Origin of the sequence: Chitinophaga ginsengisoli, from assembly GCF_003014595.1 — a bacterium.
In the GTDB taxonomy this organism is placed as follows: Bacteria; Bacteroidota; Bacteroidia; order Chitinophagales; family Chitinophagaceae; genus Chitinophaga; species Chitinophaga ginsengisoli.
Genome location: NZ_PYGK01000011.1, coordinates 204,893 through 228,332 on the forward strand (window position 1 = coordinate 204,893; position 23,440 = coordinate 228,332).

A 23,440-nucleotide genomic window follows, 5' to 3' on the forward strand; every position below is an offset into this window, starting at 1 on the left:
GGTAGTCGATTTAATTTAGTGGTTAGGGTTATTAGGATAAAGGTTTGGGTTCTTACCCAGTTCTCCCCCTGGGATAGGCTCGTAGTAATACTTCTTCTCAAAGTTGTAGGAACGCTGGAAGGGCTCAAGCTCTCTGAGGAAAATGTATTTCTGCTCATCAGCAATATAGTATGGCATCATTGCGTGATATTTGGTATTATCCAGCAACCTGTCTGCTATACGCCACCTCCTGAGATCCCACCAGTATTGTTTTTCGAAGGCCAGTTCTTTACAGCGCTCATTACGCACGGTGTCTATTGTAAATGCACCGGTCAACAAAGGCGCCCCCGCACGGTCTCTGATATCATTGATCATATTTCGGGCATCAGCGAGGTTATTCAGTTCAAAAGCCGCCTCTGCCCTGTTCAGCAACACTTCCGCATAACGCATATCTATCCAGCTCTGGGTGCTCATATATAGTCCGCATTGGGATTGGACACGGTTATAATCTATGTATTTCCGTATATAGAAGCCGGTACGGGTAAAATCATCACCATCGGTACTGATACCAGTGAATCCTATGATACGCATACCATTGAATAAGGTCTCTGTTTTACCTGCCAGGTGTCTGAATGGCCTGTTCGGAGGGTTCTGTCCCAATTCATCCGCAGCAGTACCTGCAAAGTGTTCATAAATACCGCGCTGCATATCGAACTGCTTACCCCTCAGTGTAGCCCCCGGGAAGTATATGGTTGCCAACAGGCGCGGCTCCAGGCCTTGCGCCAGCTGGCTGGTATTATCAAAACGGCGGGGCGTACCATCGGCATTCACTACCGGCAGCAGTCCTGTAAAACGTTCTACCAGCTCCAGGGTCGGATATGCGCGGGAAAGACCATCCGCAGTCATAAAACGGCAGGTCATGGTAGCGTCCCAGCTGTGTGCTGTACCGGTGGTCAGTGAATAATCTCTCACGAGGATATTCTCTGTGCTTTCCTTATCCAGGAAAAGGTCTACATAGTTCTGTTCTTTATCCGTCTTCTTACGGTACAGACTATAATGCCCTTCCAGGAGTTTGGCCGCATCCCAGGCCCTTTGGAAGAAACCGGGTGCCGCTGATGCCGGAATACCGGCATATCCCAGGTCACGCGCTTCACCGGCTACAAAGTTCTCCGAACCATACCTGGCAATACTACCTGCGTATACCATCGCCCTCGATTTCAGCGCCGCCGCCACATAACGGTTAGCACGCCCTCTTTCATTGTTTGCCGGCATTTTATTGTAAGCGCTGTCCAGGTCATCTGATATAAAATTCCATACATCCACTTCCTTATCCCGGTGCACCTGCAGCTCTTCCAGGCTTTGCTCAGGATAATGCTGCACTTTCCTGATAATAGGGATCCCACCGTAACGTTTCACCAGCGCGAAGTAGAAGTACGCCCTGCAGAAGTAGGCCTCTCCTAACCAGGCATCGATCTGCTCCTTTGAAAAGCCGGTACCGAAAACAGGCAGGTTCTCGATAAAATAATTGACCGTACGGATATCCCCATAGGGCCAGTAACCGAAACCACCAGCACCGTCGTAGGTACTACCGTAAGGCCCTACCAGCTCTCCGCAAAGCGCACCGGGATGATAAAAGTGTTCCCACTGCCTGTTAAAACCGGAACCTTCCTGGCGATAGTAGAAATCTTCTATTGGCAAAGTCCTGTATACAGTAGCCAGGTATCCCTTTACACCTGCCTCCGTACCGAAAACGTCCTTGTCCTGGATCACGTTCAGCGGATCAATATTCAGGTCCCTGCAGGAAGGCTGTAACAGTACTGCCAGTATAGCGATGATGCTTATATATATCTTGTTCTTCATGTTGTTTTCAGTTTAAAAAGTAACACTGGCTCCTACACTGAATGTCCTGTTCATAGGATATTTATATCCCCCCTGGGAATAGTTCCAGTCAGCACCATTGGCCACAGAACCGGGATGCTCAGGATCGCTGTTCTTTAAACCGGTGAAAGTGGCCAGGTTGTAACTGTTGATGTATGCTCTCAGATTGCTGATACCGATATGGCTGAGCAGTTTCCTGGGAATAGTATAACCAATCTCCAGGCTTTTAATCCTCAGGTAACTGGCATCCTGCACAGCCTTGGTGCCTTCTGCCACCGGCGAACCCATAGCAGGATATTTACCGGGTATCCACTGCGTATTAGGGTCAAATACATCTGCATTGGGATCAGCTGTATGCCATCTGTCCAGGAAGGGCGTGAGCGCACTACGGCCATACATCAGTGGCTCCGCCATCTGCTCGGCATACTGTACATAGAAATCGGTAGCGCCTTGCAGGAGCATATTGAAGTCAATACCTTTCCATGCGGCTCCAAGGGTCATCCCGAAGTTGATCAGCGGAAGATCTCTGACTGCGATCGGCGATTCATCTTTGCCGTCAATCACGCCATCATTATTCCAGTCCTGGTAATAGTAATCGCCCGGCACCACGTTCTGGTTACCACCACCGGTATTGACATTGTACTGGTAGATCTGGTCATAGGAAGTAAACTGACCACCATATTGTTTTCCCCACCAGATATTGGTGTAGCGGTTTTGCTGGGAGTTCTTCCAGTTCTCATAGGAGTTACCTGCACGGGTTTGCTGCACAGTGCGCAGCATCGTGCGTGTGGAAGCTACATTCGCGCTGATATTGTAACTGAAATCACCGACAGTATTACGATGTGTAAGCACAATCTCAATCCCCCTTGTCCGGTCGCTGTTCAGGTTTTCCTGTGGCAGATTGGTCCCCACAGTACCCGGCAGCGTAGTGGTTCTCGTAGCCAGCAGACCATCTCTGTTCCTGATGAAATAATCCACAGAACCACCGATCATTCCTTTCAGGAGATCGAAGTCGATACCCATATTGAGGGTCTTCGCCGTATACCAGGTCAGGTCCGGATTCACCACACCCCGGGAAGCCATGCCGTTCACATAGTTACCGCCGAAGAAATAACCCGGAGAAGGGTAATTATACCCGGATATGTACTGGAAGCCGGTAGCGCCATCATCCCCCGTCTTGCCATAGGAAGCGCGTAGTTTCAGGTTGCTCAGAATATTGGGAGACACCAACCGCTGGAAGAAAGGCTCTTCAGTCAAACGCCAGCCGCCCGATATTGCCGGAAAAAAGCCCCATTGCGCCCCTGGTTTGAACTTACTGGACCCGTCATACCTAAAACTGAAATCAAGCAGGTATTTGCCTTTAAAATCGTAATTCACCTTACCCACGATGCCCTTATTCACCGTCTCCCACAGGCCATTGCCATCCATGCTACCCAGCTGATTGCCTGCATCGCCGGCAAACAGGTAAGGAAGGCCCAGGGAGAACTCGCGCTGTGCGTAGAAGTTATCCGCCGTGGAATGACTTTCTTCATACAACACCAAGCCGGTCACATTATGTCTGCCGGCGAATTTCCTTGTATAGTTCAGTGATAACTGGTATAGCGTAGAAGTGTTGTTACCATAAGTGCGGTTAACAGTGGATGGAGCATTGACCAGCGTTCCGATGTATTTATCATTCTGCCGGTCGTATTCAAAGAGTGAGTAAGACTTCTTCACCATCGTATTGTCTACAATATTGAAACCGTAGTTACACATTCCCCTGGCCATCAGACCTTCAATAGCCGGTATATCATACTCCAATGCCAGCTGTCCCTGGAAGTTCTTGTTTTTAAATGCCTGGCTGCCTACATAGTTCGCGTTTGTCATTATCACCGGATTGGCATTGTCAGGCATCAGGTGAGGATACTGAGGATTGTTATTCGCATAGATCTGGTCGGTCGGCAGCTGGTTCCAGGTATATTTAAACATCTCCCATATACCCCTGCCACCCGGCTGGTTTTTGGTATCGGTATACCCTGAGAGCAGCAACTGTGCCCGCATTCTATCCGTGATCTTCGCGTTGATGTTCGAACGGAAGTTCCAGCGGTCGTAATTCATATCCCCGCTGCGGAATAAACCATCCTGGTTGAAATAACCCAGGTTAAAGAAGTAGTTGGCCTTATCGTTACCACCATTCACGCTCAGAGTGTGCTGTATCTCCGGCGCAAACTCCTTCATAGTAGCACCTACCCAATCGGACGATTTTAGTGTACCATTGCGGTACAATTCCATATCCGCATCAGAGAAGGCAGGCGGCATCTGGTTATAGAAGTTGTTGCCGAAGTCACGCTTCTGTTTTTCGTTCTTCAGCATCATATACTGCAGTGCATCCACCCCTTGTGGTACATTGAGGAATTGCTGCCAGCTCTGGTTCACGGCATAGGTGATGTCAAACTTACCCGTCTGACTACGGGTGCCTTTTTTGCTGGTCACCAGGATCACGCCGTTTGCAGCCCGCACCCCATAAACAGCCGCCGAGGCGTCCTTCAGGATAGAGATACTCTCTATCTCATTGGGGTCCATCCTGGAAAGGTCGCCGCTACTCCGTGGTACCCCATCTATGACCACCAGGGGATTGCCCATCCCGCGGATGTCAAACACATTGTCATAGGCACCCGGCTCACTGCTTTTTTGCACCACACGCAGGCCAGGCAGTTTACCCGTCATCATGTTGATGACGTTCTCATTCTTGGTCACGACCAGCTCACTGGCCCTGATCACAGAAACGGCGCCCGTTACTGTCGCCTTTCGCTGGGTACCATATCCTGTTACGATCACCTGGTTCAGACCAGCAGCCGTAGCAGGCAGGCGTACCACTACATTCCCGGAGCCAGTATAGGGTATTCTCAGCTCCCGGTAGCCCACCAGGCGAACGTATAGGGATATGGGTGCCCCCTCCGGCACTTTGACCGTAAAGCGACCTTCCCTGTCGGAAATAGCCCCTAATTGTGTACCGGCAATACCGATGGTCACCCCCTGCAGGACATTCCCGTTAGCCGAATCGACGACCTGGCCGGTAATGGTCCTGGACAATACCTGGCCGGCGTTATCCCTTTTTTGTGCGGCGCCCTTCTCCACCCCGGATAAAATGAGGGCGCCGATAAACAGTAACCGAAACAACAGGCTCTTTCTGCCCGTATTTTTCATAACATGGACGCATGCGTCAAACGTGGGTCTTTTCATATTTGCAAGCTTTGCTTTTAACAAGGAGGTCTGTAGATCTCTGATTTCATAACAGGAATAAACTCTTTATGCGATTCAAATACTATTAATGCTGATCCAGGAAGACAAAGACATGACATAGATTAATAAAGTCCCCTTCAAAGAGAACTGATAATCAGACCTTACGCAACTGAGTGTAATAAACTATCCGGGAGATTAAAAAAGGCTTAACAAAAGGGTTAATGCGCGGATTAATTGTGAAATTCTTTAAAAAAAACTTTCATCGGAAACGGGATCCGGGGAATCCGGTAACTATAACAAAACGCCAATTAACCCCGTTAGGGGATGTTTTGTTTGTAGCCCAGGTTTCCAACCCCGGGGGAATTCGAGAAACCCCGGGATATCCCGCGTATAAATTCGGTACGTATTCGGTGGAGATTCGGTAGAAGCTATATCCTATAGGCCCTCTACTATAGCATTATAGGCACTTCCTATAGCGATCGCTATAGAATAGTGCCTATAATGTAGGACTAGAGAGCCTATAGGTGGGAACCGGTAGGATACTCGCACCGAATCCCTATCGAATACCAACCGGACTAAAAAACTACCTGATCACATCATTAAACGACTTATAAAACTCATCCCCATAAATATCCCTGTAATCTTTTACGAATTTTTCGTAGGTATTATTCGCTAATGAATACCGCTTTAACTGTATCAGACTCTTACACTTATACTCCAGCGCCTCCTCATTCAGGCGATCAAAAAGGAAGACAGCATTCGTCACCCGTATCACAAATTCCGGGTCTTCCCCCACCTGTGTGTCTTCGTTCAGGTATCCCAGGCTAAGGTCAATAACAGCATTGCTCACTTCCGCTTTGATATCATCCAGCCAGTCGTATTCCGTCTTAGCCAGAAAAGCCCCTGTTTCAACCACCTTCAACAACTCGGCTATAAACGGCCTGTCTATCGCAGCCTTTCTTCTGGTCAGGCTGACAAATCGTTCATAATCAAGATAAAAGTTATCCTCTGTATATTGGAACTGCCAGTATACTGACTTCTTATTGACCATACAGTTTCCGATCTTCTCCAGGATGCTTTTCAGCTTGGCGAGGTTCACCGATCGGTTATTCTTGGCATCCTTGGCCGACTTCCCATTCCAAAGGATCTCATTCAGCTCATCAGCAGTGATACCCTGACCAGTCCTTACCGTGTAAATCAGGATCAGGAGCAACAGTTCTTTCATCAGTGGGGTAAATAGTCCGGTCAGCTCCTCTCCCTCGCTATTAAAGGCTTGAAAAGGGCCAAAAAGGCGTATACATGACCTGAGAGCTTCCGGTACTTCCGAAGGCTCGTTTTCAGGTGTTGTCAACTCTTCTGAATAGGGGGCTTCTGCTAAAGGTGCTGTAACCGTTTGCGGGAGTTCCGCTTCCGATTCTCCTTCCACCTTTTCCACCTTATTAGCGACGTCGGTTTCCCTGCCCTTCTGCAAAACAACTTTCCTGAACCGCCACCATAAAGCACCTATGGCAAGCACAAAAAACAACAGTATGAAAATGAGCCACTTAGACAAAAGCTCCTTGCTGCCGCTTGTTTTCTCTTCTACCGGTCCAAGATCGAGCGGCGGGAAATCAATCGTATAAACGTTCACATTTGTTTTCCGCTGGCGGAGTTCCTGATCATCATACAACAGGGTCACGGCGATCAGCTTACCGACACCGGGAGCATAATACAAGTCGGCGAAAGACTGCACATCATAAAAGGAATAAGGAATAGTCGTAGCAGTCAGTTTATATACCGGCCTGTCTAGTGATCCCTGGATGAGTTGTAAACGGGAATTAAAGCTATCCTTGGAAAATACCAGCCCGTAATATTGTCTTCTCTTCGCATCTATTATCAGGCTATTGGCAAACGTGAAGCTGCCATACACAGAATCCAGGCTAAAGCGCTTCCTGAACGTCCGGCTGCGTACGTCAAAAGCAAAAAGGTCATAATACCCGCGGGGGTCCAACATCTGATCGCCAGTCATACTGCCATAGCCGCCGAGAATAAAAGCCGTGTCGCCACTGGCATTCAGCCCTAAGCCCGCCAGATAACGTGGCGGGAAAAAGTTGCCACCGGCAGACAATAGCTCCCATTTACCCGTACGCGGTTGCCATCGTTGTACAACGTTTTTATATTTCAACTGCCCATATCCACCAACGATGTACAAGGCAGTATCTACCGGAGAAATGAATTTATTGGCATGCCAGAATTCGGTAAGTATGGTATCGGGGAAAGTGGTTGTCCACTGCGGATGTTCGGGGCTGTACACCGCCACCTTCTTCTGGTCGATGTAGACATTATACAACTGGTTACTGAGCGTATCGTAGATGCTCTGGCACCCTATCAGGATATTCTCCTGCCCTGCAGCCTTTGCCGTTCTGGCATGCTGTTGCTGGCGCAAATCATAAGTGACAATGGAATCAATCCCTGTGAGGAGCAGCTGTTCGTTTCGTTGATCAAACGCTACCACTGCGTTCCCGTTCATCTGAAAAGAACCAATTGTCTTCCAGTATTGATGACCCGGTTTCAGCCATACACCGTTCTTCACCTTCGCAGGCTCCTGGCGGACATCGTCATAACAGAGCGTATCAGCTACTTCCTCCAGTGGCCAGTGACAGTTAAGCTGTTCATCCTGAAAGATCCGGATATCCTTGATGCGCATAGGTGGAATATCCCGGGTATGAAATCTCTCGTCGTCATTCGCCCCATACAGAAATTTGAAACAATTCCCTTTGAACGAGAAGGTGGAGCTGCCTACGCTCTTATTATTAACAGCCAGCGATATCTGCTTCTTTTCCAGGTCCATGGTAATTGATACCCTGTTCCATTCATTGTACAACTTCCAGGCATCACAGGAGAAGGATATATTGAAAAAATGCTGACCGGAAATCACCCGGAATAGGGAAGTCTTCTGATCATAGATCAGGTCAATATTCTGGTTGTCATTAATAATACGAAGTATGTAACCAAAATAGATATGATTGTAGGATACGAAGTTCAGATCAAATTCAAGCCGTATGGTACCGGAGAAACAGAGCGGTTTTTCAGTAGCAATTTCAAACGCGGTCCTTTTCTCGGCAACAGCCTCATGTCCATTGAACGCCAGTCCATAGGATAAATAAGATTGTGCCTGTCCTATGGTATTAAAAATGAGTAACAAAAATAGTGTAAGGAGGGATCGATACATACTTAAGCAAAAAAACAATATTAAGTTGTATTGCGCAACCTCACACGTATTTTTTTATCACCCGGCTTAATAGACGACAAGTACTGCCCCTTTCTCCTGAACAGGATGCCCCAGGATATCAATTCCCTGCAACATCCAAACATAGCCACCCGCTTCTACTTTCTTACCACGATAAGTACCATCCCATCCTGTGTCAATATTTTTAGTAGTGAACACGACATTACCCCAGCGATCCATCACACTAAAGTTAGTGTAGGCCGCTACACCATACCCTTTCGGTTTGAATATATCATTATGGCCGTCTCCATTGGGTGAAAAGGCTGTCGGCGCAACCACTTTAATGGCATCAATCACATATACCTTGACGGTGGATGTCGGGCTTATGCAATCCCCGAACTGATAATTCATTCCGAAAGTCGTGGTTTCAGTAATACCGGATATCCTGAACAGACCCGTATCATTGGTTTCCGACCACTCTGTACCAGGCTTGAATAATGTATAGTTACCGACACGTTTGTCGTTGACTTTGATCTCTGCTGTCATTCCTTTTAAGATAGTCACATCTTTAGGCGCGGGAGCCAGTAAGAGGATGTCTACCATCAGCACAGGAAAAGGACGGCTGTAAACAATACATCCGTAACCATCCGTTACCTGCAATGTATAGTCGCCACCCGGCAGACCATCTGCCCGCAGGAAAGTCGAAATGACAGTGCTGTCGGCATTCAACCAGGCATACGAGAGTGGTAGTTTTCCCGCCACGCTGATACCGGTTATCATGCCGGAGGTCGTGTTACACACATCATCGATCACGTACGCGGATTTATCATCTATTACAGGCAGATTGGGCGTCTTCAGATTGACAGTTGTCACCAGCTGCTCACATTGTTCTATATCAGTAATATATACCCTGTAGGTACCATCCCCTACATTTATCAGGTCTTTATTCTGACTGAGCAGCGTACCGCTCTGGTCAAACCATTTGTAACTGGCGGGAGTCCCACCTACAACAACCAGGCCGGTCACGCTACCGTTCTGCAGATTACAAACCGGATTCTGTGTGTTGATCTGGGCAACGTTCATCGGCAATGGCTTGTGTTTGGGAACCGTGAAATCAGCCGTTGCAGCACATCCTATGGTATTGCTGATCTGTAAAGTATATATACCTGCCGGCATATTGGTCAGATCAAGACTGTTGCCTACGGTTACACCGCTCTGATCTACCCAACGCACAGTCTCCGCATTAGTGGCTTGCAGGCCGGTCACGCCACCATCATCTGCCGCGCATGACGCTTCTTTTATCACGACCCTGCTCTGGTCAATGGTGATCACACCAGGCGCATTAACAGTAAACGCCGCTGAAGGTAAGGCCGGACAATTAGATTCATCCGTAAAAGACAAAGTGTATACACCTGCCGGCATATTGGTCAGGTCAGGGCTTGTCCCCACTACCTGCTGATTGGCATCTTTCCAGGTATATGTAATAACGCCTGTACCGGTCACTTTCAATCCTGTAATACCACCGGTAGGCTGACTGCATATCGCATCTTTTACCACTGCACCAGTGGCATCCAACACCGGGGCGGATACTCCCTTGATCACAAACGGTCCTCCGACGGCGGTACATCCGTTAACGGTATCTGTAATAGTCAGTGTATAGCTATCAGGCGCGAGATTGTTAATGGTCGGCCCAGTCCCCACTACAACGTTTGCGGCATTGCGCCATGCGAATTTCAGATTAATCCCCTGTAACTGTAATCCGTTAATACTCCCGTTGTTGGTTCCACAAGTAGCAGGTGAGATCACAGCTGTAGTTGCGTTTACAAGTGGGGTTTCATCCTTTACTTCAAAGTAAGGAGAATAGACGATACACTCAGGTTTGTTACACCCGCCTCCGTACATGACCAGCCTGTATTTACCGGCAGGGACATTCTTCAGTGCCGTATCTGTTCCGACAGTATTGCCGGCAGCATCTTCCCAATGGAAAGGTGTGGCATTGTAGAGTAATTTATTGGGGATGCTACCTGTGCTTTTACCACAGGCAGTATGCGTAATACTACGTTCGAGTGCAATTGTCTCACTCCATACAGGATTACTATAATCCGAGGTCGCTCCCGCCGCATCGGTGGCAGATAGGATGACACCGTCCCTGCCTTTCAGTGCATATGTCCACTTGCCATCTGCTCCTGCAAAAAAGGTCTCGATATAGTTCCTGCCATCACACTTCTGTGATCCGCTGCATCTGTAAGGAATGAACGCTTCCATCTTCGCATTAGGCGTCGCTGTTCCGCTTAATGTGGTAGCAGTACAGGCAGTGACATGTACAAACGGCATTGGTCGGCCATCCGATGGATTCCAGTTCCCCATCCGGATGCTGTTTGCAGGATTCTGATTAAGGGAAGTAACACTGTTACAGAACATTTCATTCTGTGATACCGTTACGCGATAAGCATTAACAACAGTAACCGGTGCATCATAACATCCGGCAATGATATTCTTGTCGGCCAACGAACCGCCTATAATCCCCTGATTACAGTCAGTGATCAATATCCCTGAGGAGCGTTGTCCCAACACACTCTGACCTGTCACCTCTGTTCCTATCTTGTTTCTTAATATCCTGAAAGAAGCGTTCTGCAAGCCCACTATTCCGATACCGTGGATGCTGACACCTGCTATCTGGTTATCAGTGATCTGCACATTGCTGGTGGTACTGCCATATATCCCCAACATATCATCAGTGATACTGAAATTCATTACACCGGTACCGTTGACATCAGTACCGATCTTATTAAAAGATACCACCACATCACCTGTCTCGGTTCTTAATGACACCCCATAAAAGTTCCCCATGATCACATTGCCCAGGCCAGGCAGATTGCCACCCAGCGTTACACCATTCAAATGCGTCAACAGGATAGGCTGATAGCTGGATAACTGCGCAGTGGCCGTTACACCATCCTCTTCAAAACCAATGATATTACTTTGTATGAGAAGGTTGCTGATAGTTTTTGGATCGAAATTCCCTGAATCACCGTAAATGCAATACTTATAACCGTTGATGATATTTCCTTTCCCGGAGCTGCCGATAATAATATCTGAACAGGTCCCGACCAGTTCAATACCATGGCCTTCTATATTGGCATTCAATGTATTCTTGATAGCCAGTCCGTATATCTCCACCTGCTGTGCATTGTCGATACGGAGGGCATAATAGGTTGCGGGCGCACCCGTTACCTGCCGATACAGGATGACCCTGGCCCCACTGACGCCCAATAAAGGAGCCGCCTGTGTAGAGGCATCAACAGCAATATTGCTGCTTAGTCCTGGCAGATCGGTAAGCAATGTAATAGTCACATCAGCCGGCTGAATGCCGGGAAGATTAAAATAAATATAGTCTTTTGTAGCAGTACCGTTACTGTTAGCTTTAGTGATTGCATCTCTTAAAGTTCCTGGTCCGCTGTCCGCATTGGAAGTGACGATGAAATTGGCGGCCATGGTTGGAGTAAGCACACAAAAACAAGATATGGTAACGAGCAGGAGTAATACACCTGTTGTAGGTTTCATGTTAATCGATATTCGGGATATACTAGGTAGGGTCTTTTGTCTACCTGGCCGAAAAATACATATATTTATTAAGAATATAATATAGAAAGCGGATTCTGCAGACAAAATAACATTAAAAGACCTGCAACAAGCCCAAAACGTTGATTTGGATAGCACAAAAGTGTTATACCCCTATACAGAAAGCGGACATACGTCATGTCCGTATGCCCGCTTTCCGGTATTTATCCTGTAGTTTACAGGGGCCTGAAACACCCATATTCATTTTCATACCAGGACAGATCACATTCCAGCGACTTACGGTCCCAGTGGCCTGTATTCGCAGCAGCATCATAGGTAGATTGCAAAAAGGCCAGTAAGGTCCTTTCCGGATCTTTCGCCTGTTGAACAATATCGTAGTGGAGGAAGAACTCGCCCATCTCCTTGCTGTAAAAAGCACCTTCCGGTTTGACAGGCTGTTCCCCAAATGCCTCATTCACCGGGTAACAATAAGAGTAAAAGACTATGTGCGGATATTGTTCATTACCTGGCCAGAAACCACAGGAGCTTACTTCCTTAGAATAAGCCTCCTTCATTACGTCAGCCGGCATGTTAGGCGCCTGGCCTGTGTGCGGAGGTGCATCCCTGCCAGAAAACCGGGTAACTACCAGGTCTAAAGCGCCCCAGAAAAGATGTACGGGACTGCATTTGCCGGTAAAGCTTGACCTGAAACGTGTAAATACATTATGGACCCTGACAAGCGCCTGCCAGTAGTCTTCCATCTTCTGCCGGTCATAGGCACGCGGAGCATGGTCTTCCTCAAAAGGAACAGCATTTTCCATTTCACTGGGAGTTGTATAGATGGTAACGTCTACGCCTGATGCATCTAATTTCTCAAACACCTCCCCGTAGAAGTCTGCTATTGTCCGGGGCTTCAATTCAACCGTTTCTCTTTTACCAGTGCTGGTGACGATCACCAACTGATGACGCTGGAAATCAAAGTCTATCTGGAAAACACCATGCTCATAAGGCATGCTTTCCGTGCTCAGACCATAAGGCGTAACATATAGTGTAACATGCCAGGAATGGTTCAACCAGGGCATCTTCCTGAGGCGGATCTTGCCTACTATCTGCGTCCACAGATGAACCGCTGCCAATGTATCTTTGAGTTCACCATAATTTAACACTGGCCATGTGTCTTGTTTTAAAGCAACATCTTGCATAACGAACTATTGAAAATGAAGAGAGTAATCTTTCTACAGTAATTTAAAGAAATAATCAGTACCGCATTCTTTCCCCGAAGAAGTAATTTTATGACACCATAACGAATAATAATCAATTTTCGTTATATCATTTTGTTTGTACATTTGTCCCGAACAATGAGCACCTGATAACCTAAACAACTTCACGGGCCCTTCACATACAGTGAACATTTAATCAAGTCAACATTAAAGAAAAACCAAGTATCCATGAAAACCAATTACCTGCGCAACTTAGGCATAACTGTTTTAATGACATTTATTTTCGCCGGTTGCCAAAAAAACGAAACAACAGACACAGGCATAGCAAATACTGATACCGCCAGCGCTACAGCCGAAGTAGCTGCCGCTGCAACAACATGTACTGCACAGGCATGGGCATCTGTTAATGGAGGCACCAAAGGTGGTGACACGGCAAAACCTACCGTAGTTGCTACATATGATGCGTTAAAAGCTGCTATTCAGAACACGGCCATTAAAGTAATACAGGTAAATGGCACCATTACCATCCCGTCCGGCGGCAGGATCTCCTTCCAGGACCAGACAGGCAAGACCATCTTTGGCAGCCCGGGCGCTACGCTGGTATCGACCGACCAGACCAAGGATAAGTCAGGCATTATCTACATCAAGAGATGTAAAGACATCATTATCCGCAACCTGATCTTTGATGGTCCGGGTGCATATGATGTAGATGGCTGGGATAACGCCACATTAGATGCATGCACCAACGTATGGGTAGACCATTGCGAATTCAGAGATGGTGTAGATGGCAACTTTGACATTAAAAACACTTCAGATTACATTACCGTTTCTTACTGCAAATTCAACTACCTGAAAGCGCCAAAGGCAGGCGGTCCTGGTGGCGCAGATGACCACAGGTTCTCTGACCTGATCGGCTCCAGCGATGGCGCTACCGCAGACAGAGGTCATTTCCGCATCACTTTTGTAAGATGCTGGTGGGCACAGGGCTGCGTTGCGAGAATGCCACGCGTACGTTTTGGCCAGGTACATGTTGTCAACAATTATTTCAGCAGTACTGTCAGCAAGAGCTGCATACAGGCTGGTTTCGAAGCAAATCTGTTAGTGGAGTCCAACATCTTTGAGAACGTTAAAAATCCGATCGATCTGATGGATAAAAATGCTACTGCTGTGCAGCTGAAGAACAATGTATTTACAAATACTTCAGGTACAGCTGCAGGCAATGGTGTTACAGCATTTACACCGCCTTACAGCATTGCAGTACTTGATACTGCTGTTGTAAAATCAACTATAACAGGAACAAACGGTGCCGGCGCTACTTTAGCAGGCAATAGCTGCTCATCTTTATAGTGATAGAAGGGTCCGGAAGTTATTTAAAAAAAGCAGGGATACAGTTAACTGTATCCCTGCCACCAAAACCACAGCAAGGGCTGATTATTCCACTACTAACTTCTTCGTCTCAATCGACACATTGGAAATAGTTTTTACTAAGTAAACACCCGGTGACAGATTACCCGTAGCTACGGATATACGTTGTTCTCCCGCCGCAATATGTTGTCTTAAAGTCTTTACCAGCACGCCATTTGAATTGTAAATCTCTATCACTGCATCTGTTGCCGCTGGCAACTGGTACTGCAATGTTACCTGCTCTCTTGCAGGGTTGGGATAAAGCTTCAAACCGGCCTTTGTCACTTTGTTCGCCGTCTCCACAAGCGCCAATCTCGCTGCAGCGGTAGTTCCCCATCTGAACGTTTCCCATCCGCCAATAGCCGCACGGTTACAATTCATCGGTTTAGTACCATTCTCAGAAGAAATATACTGGCCCTTCAAACTCTGGAAAGCCACAGTATTGCTGCTCAACACGATCCATTTAAATCTGGTGGTGCTGTCAAGGGTCGTGCCTGTGCAGTACATCGGGCTGGTAGCAGTTACATAAAGGCCGTTATTACCTTTCAGGGCAATAGTGCTATTACCTGCATCCACCACTACAAATTTCTCCCATGGTCCTAAGCCAGTGCGGTTACAGTTCATGGCCTGTGTACCATTCTCTGAACACACCAATAGCGTATCATTATACAGGTAAATAGTACTGCCTATTGGCGCTGGCGACGGCGGATTGGTGATGGTAGTATCTTTTGCATCCTCAATGATGATATCATCAAAATAAGCCGTAAAGTTGCCACTCAACGCTGCATTATCATAAGCAATACTGATACCCGTGATCTCATCCCCTATCAGTTCTCCCCTACCAATTTGGCAGGAAAACTTTTCCCAGCTGCCTACAGTACCGCGCCCTGCATTCGGATGCATGGCATTACCGTTGTTGTCCTTATAGGCTGTCAGATTACGCAGTACTTTACCCGATTTGAATGTCAGGTCTACAGAAGTATACCTGCCGGGATTATTCACCGTATATTTCCAGAAGCTCAGTTGCATATTGGCTTTCACTGCAATCTTTGTTTCTGATATTTTATAATAGTAAGAGGATGCTCCTGCAGCCGTACCATTGATCCTTACAGTATATACGCCACTTTTCGAGAAGGCGGCTGCATTGTCAATAGTTACCGTTGTATTGCTCACACCCGCAGACGACAACACGGCATTCTTATAGAAGCAGGCATCAATCGGTGAAACAATATCCTGCGGCACATTGTTAATTAAACAATTCGCTACCCTGCTTTCAAAGCTGTTCCGGTAGTAAATGGGTCCCAGAGAATAAGGGATCGGTATTTCCGCAGGTGTCTCTGTACTTGTCAGTAAACGGGCTGCTTGTCCAGCGAGACGCAGGTAATAGTCAGACGAGGTCCAGACACCATCCATCGACAGTGTACCAAAATACTGGTCCGTCGGGATATCAAAATAATCCACCGCTGAACTGATAATATTCGTCGACTCCTCGAACTCATCCAGCATTGCGTAATACATAGACTTCACACCTACACTCTTAATATTACGGGCCTGTTTCCAGAGGAACTTACCCCCCAGTCTGCGGGTATCGTTCGGATACCCTGATACATGCTGCGACCAGGCACTTCCCGGGAATATCACCGGATAGAATCCCATACCGTTCTGATCACAATACTGTTTGTCAGGGATCAGGGATTGCGTCCTGAAATTATCTGCGCCTGTTGTATCGCTGTACACGCCTACTGTCCAGGGAGAGATCATGTTATATGCCTTGTACACATCCTCGAAATCAGGACGGGAGCCCGCATCTCTTAATCTCCAGTCCCTTGGTACGCCCGCAATCACATAACAACCGCGGTCTTTGAAGAACTGCGCCAATTCCAGTGCCTGGGCCTTATCGACGAGAATGGTTGAGTAGCCTAATCCCCAGAGCTCTACGACCGGCTTGCCATTTACCGTAGCATAAGCGCCGGACTTAGTCAGTTCGTAGATCTGTTCCATCTGGTACACCCAATCACGTTTAATGCCTTCCACCAGGTCAATGGAATTCACTTCTCCATTGTTCTGATCAGGCATACAATACATCACATAGAACAACCTGCCATTAGCTTCACAGGCGTTTTTGATATGCACATAATAATCATCCGTAGAAGTATATTTCATATTCCTGCCAACTGGTGCATTGCGCTGAATAGCCACACCATCAAAACCTGTTCTCTTCAGCAGCGCCATCTGCACGTCTATGACACCTTTATCAGTAGAATTATACAGCTTCGCCGGCTTCCCATTACCGAGATTCGCGAAGTTGGTAGCATACATTGGCACATTGGGATTATTCTCATAATCCGCCAGCAGGGGGAATGTCTCCGTATTGTGATTACCTCTTCCGGCAGCCGGTACTTTATCATACGCCCAGTGGCTCCAGTCCTCCGCCTTAGGACCTGCTTCATGCCATAACTGGTAGCCTGCGAAGGACTTACCGACAAACTCAGAAGCTGGATTATTAGGTCTGGCAGGAACAGGCTGCGCATCCGGGTTCAGTGATCCGACATAAAACGTGATGTCTTTCACGTAAGTATCCTCCGAGCCATAGCCCAGGCGGATATCGCCACCATATCCCATGCTACCGTCTAAGCCCGCATCTTCCAGAAATACCAGTCGGGTTACCCACTTCCCGGTATTAGACTTCTTAAAATCTGCGCCACCCCAGCCGGTACCGGAACGAGTGTAGTTCAGCCAAACGAAATTCATACTGTTGTCATAATAGGTGACAGACATGATCACCTTTTTAGCCGTGGTGGGAACAGCGGCTCTGTCGCAACGTACATACATAAACTTTCCCGCAGGGATCTTTCGGCAGGGTACACCATCCACAGTAGCGATTTCCGTGTAGCCTTCACCGCTCTGGTTATTTTCAATGCCATAGGATAAGCTGCCAGATTGTACGGGATTTGTGAACTTAATCCAGGCAGATACCGGTGGCAGGACAATATCACCTGCCTTGAGGATGCATGCGCATAACAGGCATGCAAATAGTAATAGAGAGTGTTTCATATATAGTATTTAAGTGGGAAAAGATACTGGGCGTTGATGGGTTTACTACAGATTGAACTGTAAATCAACAGGTATGGAATCAGGTAATGGGTTTACAGAGTTTAAAAGAATATGGTTTCGGGATAAAGATACGATTTCAGCGAATTTCTCAAAGTCATAATGGCTGGATAAGCTTTTTCAGGGTCATTGCTTATATAGCAAATTGTCAAAATGTATTTATCTTCGTTTTGTATTTCAATGAAGAACATTCCTGCTACTGCAATATTATGAAGACACTAACCGGATATGAACTAAGTCAGTTTTTGAGCCTCATCTTAAGACACAAACCTGAAACGATCAATATTGCTTTAGACGCCTATGGATATGCAAAAATTGACGAAATAACACAAAACGCAAAGAACATTGATCTGGTAATTACTGAAGACGCGATAAGGAATGTTGTCTTATATAGCGACAAAAAGCGATTTAAGGTAACTGGAAACAGTATCAAAGCTATACAAGGACACTCCTTCGAAGTTAATATTGATGAACAAAGTCAAAAGCCCCCTGACATCCTTTATCATGGAATAAGATTCAAGCTGAAAGAAACTGTTACACAGCAGGGATTGTTGGGGACTACAGGAAAGTTGATTCCTTTATACCCAAACTACTATTCTGCTTTCATAGTAGAAAACACTAATAAAAAAGGACCCGTGGTTTTCGAAATAAATGCAGGAGAGATGTATAACGACGGGTATGAATTTTATTTAACGGACAACAATGTTTGGCAAACAAAAACTGTTCCTGTCAAATACATGGTAATTAAGTCACTTAATGAAATAGATCGTTTAAAGAAAATAATAATAACAATAAGCAGCTTCTTTACTAAAATCACAAATGCCGACATTGTATTAGATCCAGGATTCAATCGAGATCCATCCATTTATGTTGAAAACTGCTATTTATGTAACAGTAAAAGAGCATTGTACTGGTTTTATGACGGAAGATTAATATGCAACGAACTAACCTATGAGCGACCTGCAAAAAGCCATAGATTGCTGGGAAGAAAAACAGGCTTTGAACAAATCCAGAACGAGAAAGAAATTATTCTCAGATCTGCTTTTGAAATAGAAATCCGGGAAGATGCTGAACTACAGATCAGCAAAAATTCGCTGTCCCATGGAATAGGAATCAGGTTTCATTGCCCTCATTGTAATGAACTAAATATGGCCGCAAATGGGAAAAAAACTGGAGAAGAGATAAATTGTATAGTTTGTAACACTCCTATTTTCAAAATTGATAAGCTAACGGAAATACATCAGGTAGCTGTGCCGTTGTAGTGCCAGTTGCACGCCCCTATGTTACCTGCAGTTAGTTCAGTTTTGCTTTTAGCATTTTTAGATAGCCGACACTTGACTCCAGGAATTCGCTGGCATCCTCTTGTTTTGTGCTTTCATGTCTTACGCCACTAATGATGGCATCAATCAGTTTCCCATTACTAAAATAATATCGTCCATTAAAAGTCTTGTCTAACTTTGAATAGTCAAAACTTTGTGTGCTATCATTAAACCGGTATCTGCTTTCGGTTGAGTATACAAAAAACAATTTGTTCTGCTCAAAGTAGTACTCGCTTTGAATAACCCTGTTAGAAAGTCCAACCCATTCTACAACTTTTTTCAAAGTGTCTCCTTTATAGTAACCAGTCAAACTGCCACCATTGTCTGTAGCATGTCCCAAAAACTCTTCGGCATCGTCAATAGTGATGGTCTTGTAGTTTTTATAGCTATTGATTTGCTGATATAAATTTCTGATTTCCAAAAGTGTATTACTTTTACCATCCCGTCTTTGCCCGAAGGTCGTTGTCAAGGTAATCAAAGCAACAAATGTCAATGATAGATGGTAGCAGCGAAGTCTCATTTTATACTTTTTAGGTCAGCGGTATGGGAGTATATGTAAGTTAACGTCACCCCAATTTACAGCGTCAAACTCAGATGTCAAAATAGATTTAATAACACATTCGGCTCTCTCCCTATTATATCTCTTTGGAAGGGGCCAATAGACACCATGTACGTTATATAAACTTTAACATATACATTTTAAATATTTGCCCAATTTTGCAGCATTAAAATACCTATATCTATGTTTAAGAAGCTTATTCTGACTAAGCTCTGTTGCTTTCTTATGCTTTTTATCGCAACAGCGCAGTCAGACGCCCCCTCCTACACCCGTAGTTCAGGATTTGAGGAACCTGAAAGCGGTTCGAGCAGAATTATACTCATGAAAAATGGCAACACCCTGTTTTTTCATTTTACACCCAAAAAAGGAATCGATGTTACCGTTTATGACCAGAAGCATCGCGACAAAGGAATCGTAAACAACAAAGTAGACTCCTGGAAACAGAAAAAAATGAGAACCGCCCTTCTCAAAGGCATATATGAAATCAACGGCCAGGCAGTGGTTTTCATAGAGCAGTTTATCAAAAAACGCCCTACCCTGTATCGTATGGTGTTTGACGCTAAGTCCGGTAGGAAAATAAAAGAAGACATCGTCGCCTCCATGCAGCGTATTACCATAGGAAGAGCTTATGGAATGGCATTCGGAGGACTTCCCGTACCTGATTTTTCTGTAAGTAAAGATCCCTACTCCGACTATTATGCTGTGGGCGTCTTTAACACCATGACTTCTGACCGTAATGCCAGATTAGAAGTGATACATTATAGTCCGGAGCATAAAGAGATCAATCGCTCATACTTTGAATCCCCGGAAAATAAATATAAGTACCTCAGTCTTACGGACATGTATGTCAATAAGGACGAATTTGTATTCATCAGCAGCTACGCATTTAATACGAAATCATCCGGTGGCGAAGATTCCCGCATTCTCATCGGCCGTATGCAGAATGGTACAAAAGGCTTCCAGTATAAGATACTGGACTATACTGACGACTACAAACAAGTAGAGACCGTAATGAAATACAGTCAGGCGAACAAGCAATTGTACATGCTCACTGCAATCGGTGCTGAAAGCGTGAAACGTATGCCGACCATGGACAAAGGCAAAAGATCTACAGGTTTCGTACTGCAGATGAACATCTTCGATCCGGTTTCACTGGAGCTGAAGATTAAATACTTCGTAGAACATCCGAAGTTAACTGCCTATGCAGATGAACACCTGAAGACGAAACGTAAATACCTTGGCATCATCCAGGACTTTAAGTTGAATGAAGATAATACCATCACATATATGTTTGAAGAGATGGATAACTACAGTGTCACAAATACCTCTACATCATGGACTAATGGTCATATGAGCACCCATACATCTACCCGTTACTATACAGACCTGGGCGCTATGGGCATCGTAAATACGGACCAGGGTGGTAAGGAACTACGTAGCTACGCCATTGCCAAAGACCAGACTGCTGAAGCAACACTATACATGTTTGACATTTACAGCCGTAAAATGTCAAACTGGAACTTCAGGGGCCGCGGATCCAGTTACAACAACCTGTCCGGCTTCTACTCATATGACTACATGTTTGTAAATGACAAAGAATACGTCATCTATAACGACAATGTAAAGAATACTGAAAGTGAAAAGGAAACTACCAAAGACAATAAAAGTATGGGACGTATCAGTCTTACCAACACGGTTTACGCGTACTTTGATGGTTCAAAGGTGGTTAAATCATACCTCTTCGGAGATCCGAAGAATAAAGATGAAAACAGGTTCTGCCAGCTGGAGATGAACACTGCATCTGAAGATGGTAAATCTTTTGCAACAATGATGATCGAAAGAAAAGGTAGAGATAAACAAGCGTATGTCGTATGGGTTAACTTCTAAGGAGTTGGCATTATATACATAAAATGAAAAGAGGTGTGGCATTCATTATACTACACCTCTTTTCGTTTTTATGCACAACGAAAAAGATGAGGCGCATCAAAGATGCGTGCTGACGCTTCAAAATTGATAAGCTAACAGAAATACAGCAGGTAGCGGTGCGGTTAAAGCCACCTACACAAAGTCTAAAATACTTCTAACCGCTTCTATGTTCATCATTCCCCCATAAATAGCTAAGCTGCGCTACCCAACACATATGAAATATTTTATTAATTTTGCGTAATGAAAAAATACTTACTCTTAAGTACTATTGTAGCTTTTATAGGATTTTACTCCTGTACCAAAAATGGTGACAACGTCAAAAGATCTTCTCCTGATTCTTTAGCAAGAATAAATCCCGATGTATTGACTGCAGGCATTAAAGTTGCCTACGGAACCAATATCGTAAATGCAGTTTTTCCGACTACATCCAATTTATCCTCAGCTCCGGTATTAGACACCCCATTCACAAAGATTTATGGAGTGTTTAAAGGCGGCTATCTGACTATAATTCCTCATAATTTATCTGGTAATGTAGCTGGTTATTATGTACAGATCGCAGGTGCAGCATCTTATTTTAAAGTTGATTATACAAAGGCCAGCGGCTTTAGGAGAGCCGGCGTAGATGATAGAAATACAGCCCGTGGCTTGGGAACAGGTTTTATCGATTCAGCCATCGTAATAAAACTACCAGCTTCTATTGAATCGGGTACTTTCCATTTAATATACGCCGCTTATGATACATTAAATCATGTCAGCAACGTAACCACAGTACAGGTCATCGTGCTTGACGGGGAAAACAATGCCGTAAATGATTCATTAGTAGGCACATGGAGATATTTATATGGCAGTTGCAATCCTGATGAAAAATTGCCGTGTAGTTGGTCACCAGATACAGGTTATAGGGTAAGTTATTATTACGAATGTGTAAACGGCTTGCTCGTTCATAACAATACTTCGACCGCTATGGCCATTCCTTATGAGGTTGGCCATTTCGATGACAGAATCACTTTCCGCAAAGATGGCTTTACGGCAGATTACAAGGAATACGTGAAAGTGCTGAACGTGGAAAATTCAACCTGCAGTAACTATGTTTATGATTACGAAAATAGTGATAACGATACAACGCTGACTATAGGAGCGCTATCATTTGATGCTGCCAGTAGAAAGCTGACACTTATTTTCAAGTCACATAGCAGCGTTGGCCTTACATACAAAACTTTTACTTTAGCTGAATTGACAGATTCCTCGTTTACATTCCTTTACGGTTCACGTGCCCTTAAATACATCAGACTATAACTTATCATAGGAACACTGTGCCGGAGACAATCCCTCACAGTGCGTCAGTAATATAACTCGCTGCAGAAAACGCTAAAGCCTTCAGACTATTCATCTGAAGGCTTCTTTCGAGAATATCTATCTTAAAGTTTTGCCAGTTTAGGCCTCTCTGTCTATTGGGAACGCTTTATTTTCAACCAATTACCTTACTTCTAACCAGTACTGATAATATTCCATAGCAATGCGATTTCGAGGAGCGTTCCCGGAAGCTTTCACAATATTAAGTAAAACTGAAAAATACTCCTCGAGCGCTATCCTGGCTGCAGATTTCCAGGCTACCTTATTAATTGCGATTCCCTCAAAAAAGCGATCACCTCTCCTTCTCGCATAAGACATCTCACGATGTTTATAACTAAGCAAAAGCGTATCTCCGTTCAAATTTTCGAGCCGTAGCGAGTGACCGGCTGTACTTTTAACTACCACATCATTAGGAAAATCCTCATCAATAGAAAATATACCAAACGAATCCTTTCCATTTAGCAGGTATAGGCTATGAAGTAAAAAGTCAATGATTTTAAATAAATGGTGAAAGTCTACAGAATCGAAAATAATACGATACTTATCAAACACAATACGAATTCCACCGCAAGCACCCCAAAAGCTCTCTATTTCGTAGTCTTCTACATCCATTATATCCCTATTCCCGATTAAATCCACGAAAGGAACTACTGCGCCGCCTCGTCTTTCATACAAAACGAAAATCTCAAGTTCATTCATA

At 45.2% G+C, this 23,440-nt stretch carries 12 protein-coding genes; 4 read left to right on the forward strand and 8 right to left on the reverse strand.

All coding sequences use genetic code 11. From position 1 onward, the window contains the following. Window positions 1-15: 15 nt before the first annotated feature. The 5 genes from CLV42_RS23500 to CLV42_RS23525 form a co-directional block, all read right to left on the reverse strand. The gene (locus tag CLV42_RS23500) at window positions 16-1,839 is read right to left on the reverse strand and encodes a RagB/SusD family nutrient uptake outer membrane protein (protein ID WP_106604373.1); all 1,824 of its coding nucleotides are present in this window, start codon (window positions 1,837-1,839) and stop codon (window positions 16-18) included. A 12-nt stretch (window positions 1,840-1,851) separates the two neighbouring features. After that, complete coding sequence (locus CLV42_RS23505; RefSeq protein ID WP_106604374.1) at window positions 1,852-5,079, reverse strand: SusC/RagA family TonB-linked outer membrane protein; 3,228 nt, start codon at window positions 5,077-5,079, stop codon at window positions 1,852-1,854. Between the two features lie 583 nt (window positions 5,080-5,662). Beyond that, window positions 5,663-8,263, reverse strand: a complete 2,601-nt coding sequence (locus CLV42_RS23515; RefSeq protein WP_170117620.1) for a Kelch repeat-containing protein — start codon at window positions 8,261-8,263, stop codon at window positions 5,663-5,665. A 93-nt stretch (window positions 8,264-8,356) separates the two neighbouring features. Next, on the reverse strand, window positions 8,357-11,851 hold the full coding sequence (locus tag CLV42_RS23520; protein WP_106604377.1) for a gliding motility-associated C-terminal domain-containing protein: 3,495 nt from the start codon (window positions 11,849-11,851) through the stop codon (window positions 8,357-8,359). Between the two features lie 233 nt (window positions 11,852-12,084). Further along, entirely contained in the window at window positions 12,085-13,050 is a 966-nt protein-coding gene (locus CLV42_RS23525; protein WP_106604378.1) for a DUF5996 family protein, read from the reverse strand. A 246-nt stretch (window positions 13,051-13,296) separates the two neighbouring features. On the opposite strand from CLV42_RS23525, the gene CLV42_RS23530 reads away from it, so the two are divergent. Next, on the forward strand, window positions 13,297-14,415 hold the full coding sequence (locus CLV42_RS23530; protein ID WP_106604379.1) for a pectate lyase family protein: 1,119 nt from the start codon (window positions 13,297-13,299) through the stop codon (window positions 14,413-14,415). A gap of 84 nt (window positions 14,416-14,499) precedes the next feature. Here CLV42_RS23530 and CLV42_RS23535 read toward each other — a convergent pair whose 3' ends face one another. After that, window positions 14,500-17,526 carry a T9SS type A sorting domain-containing protein gene (locus CLV42_RS23535; RefSeq protein ID WP_106604380.1) on the reverse strand — a complete coding sequence of 1,009 codons (3,027 nt, stop codon included), beginning with the start codon at window positions 17,524-17,526 and terminating at the stop codon, window positions 14,500-14,502. Window positions 17,527-17,792: 266 nt separating this feature from the next. On the opposite strand from CLV42_RS23535, the gene CLV42_RS23540 reads away from it, so the two are divergent. After that, on the forward strand, window positions 17,793-18,845 hold the full coding sequence (locus tag CLV42_RS23540; protein ID WP_170117621.1) for an RNA 2'-phosphotransferase: 1,053 nt from the start codon (window positions 17,793-17,795) through the stop codon (window positions 18,843-18,845). 31 nt (window positions 18,846-18,876) lie between these two features. Here the strand turns inward: CLV42_RS23540 and CLV42_RS23545 are convergent, their stop codons facing one another. Next, the gene (locus CLV42_RS23545; protein ID WP_146154463.1) at window positions 18,877-19,422 is read right to left on the reverse strand and encodes a hypothetical protein; all 546 of its coding nucleotides are present in this window, start codon (window positions 19,420-19,422) and stop codon (window positions 18,877-18,879) included. Between the two features lie 222 nt (window positions 19,423-19,644). Between CLV42_RS23545 and CLV42_RS23550 the strand changes: the two genes are divergently transcribed. Further along, window positions 19,645-21,348, forward strand: a complete 1,704-nt coding sequence (locus tag CLV42_RS23550) for a hypothetical protein (RefSeq protein WP_106604383.1) — start codon at window positions 19,645-19,647, stop codon at window positions 21,346-21,348. A 279-nt stretch (window positions 21,349-21,627) separates the two neighbouring features. After that, entirely contained in the window at window positions 21,628-22,683 is a 1,056-nt protein-coding gene (locus tag CLV42_RS23555) for a hypothetical protein (protein ID WP_106604384.1), read from the forward strand. 180 nt (window positions 22,684-22,863) lie between these two features. Here CLV42_RS23555 and CLV42_RS23560 read toward each other — a convergent pair whose 3' ends face one another. After that, a complete protein-coding gene (locus tag CLV42_RS23560; RefSeq protein WP_106604385.1) occupies window positions 22,864-23,439 on the reverse strand; it encodes a hypothetical protein in 576 nt (191 codons plus the stop codon). Between the last annotated feature and the right edge of the window lies 1 nt (window position 23,440).

Bases quoted from the DNA above. Each gene is read 5' to 3' on its own strand.
- CLV42_RS23500 (WP_106604373.1), bottom strand. From the start codon at position 1,839: ATGAAGAACAAGATATATATAAGCATCATCGCTATACTGGCAGTACTG.
- CLV42_RS23505 (WP_106604374.1), bottom strand. From the start codon at position 5,079: ATGAAAAGACCCACGTTTGACGCATGCGTCCATGTTATGAAAAATACG.
- CLV42_RS23520 (WP_106604377.1), bottom strand. From the start codon at position 11,851: ATGAAACCTACAACAGGTGTATTACTCCTGCTCGTTACCATATCTTGT.
- CLV42_RS23525 (WP_106604378.1), bottom strand. From the start codon at position 13,050: ATGCAAGATGTTGCTTTAAAACAAGACACATGGCCAGTGTTAAATTAT.
- CLV42_RS23530 (WP_106604379.1), top strand. From the start codon at position 13,297: ATGAAAACCAATTACCTGCGCAACTTAGGCATAACTGTTTTAATGACA.
- CLV42_RS23535 (WP_106604380.1), bottom strand. From the start codon at position 17,526: ATGAAACACTCTCTATTACTATTTGCATGCCTGTTATGCGCATGCATC.
- CLV42_RS23540 (WP_170117621.1), top strand. From the start codon at position 17,793: ATGAAGACACTAACCGGATATGAACTAAGTCAGTTTTTGAGCCTCATC.
- CLV42_RS23545 (WP_146154463.1), bottom strand. From the start codon at position 19,422: ATGAGACTTCGCTGCTACCATCTATCATTGACATTTGTTGCTTTGATT.
- CLV42_RS23550 (WP_106604383.1), top strand. From the start codon at position 19,645: ATGTTTAAGAAGCTTATTCTGACTAAGCTCTGTTGCTTTCTTATGCTT.
- CLV42_RS23555 (WP_106604384.1), top strand. From the start codon at position 21,628: ATGAAAAAATACTTACTCTTAAGTACTATTGTAGCTTTTATAGGATTT.
- CLV42_RS23560 (WP_106604385.1), bottom strand. From the start codon at position 23,439: ATGAATGAACTTGAGATTTTCGTTTTGTATGAAAGACGAGGCGGCGCA.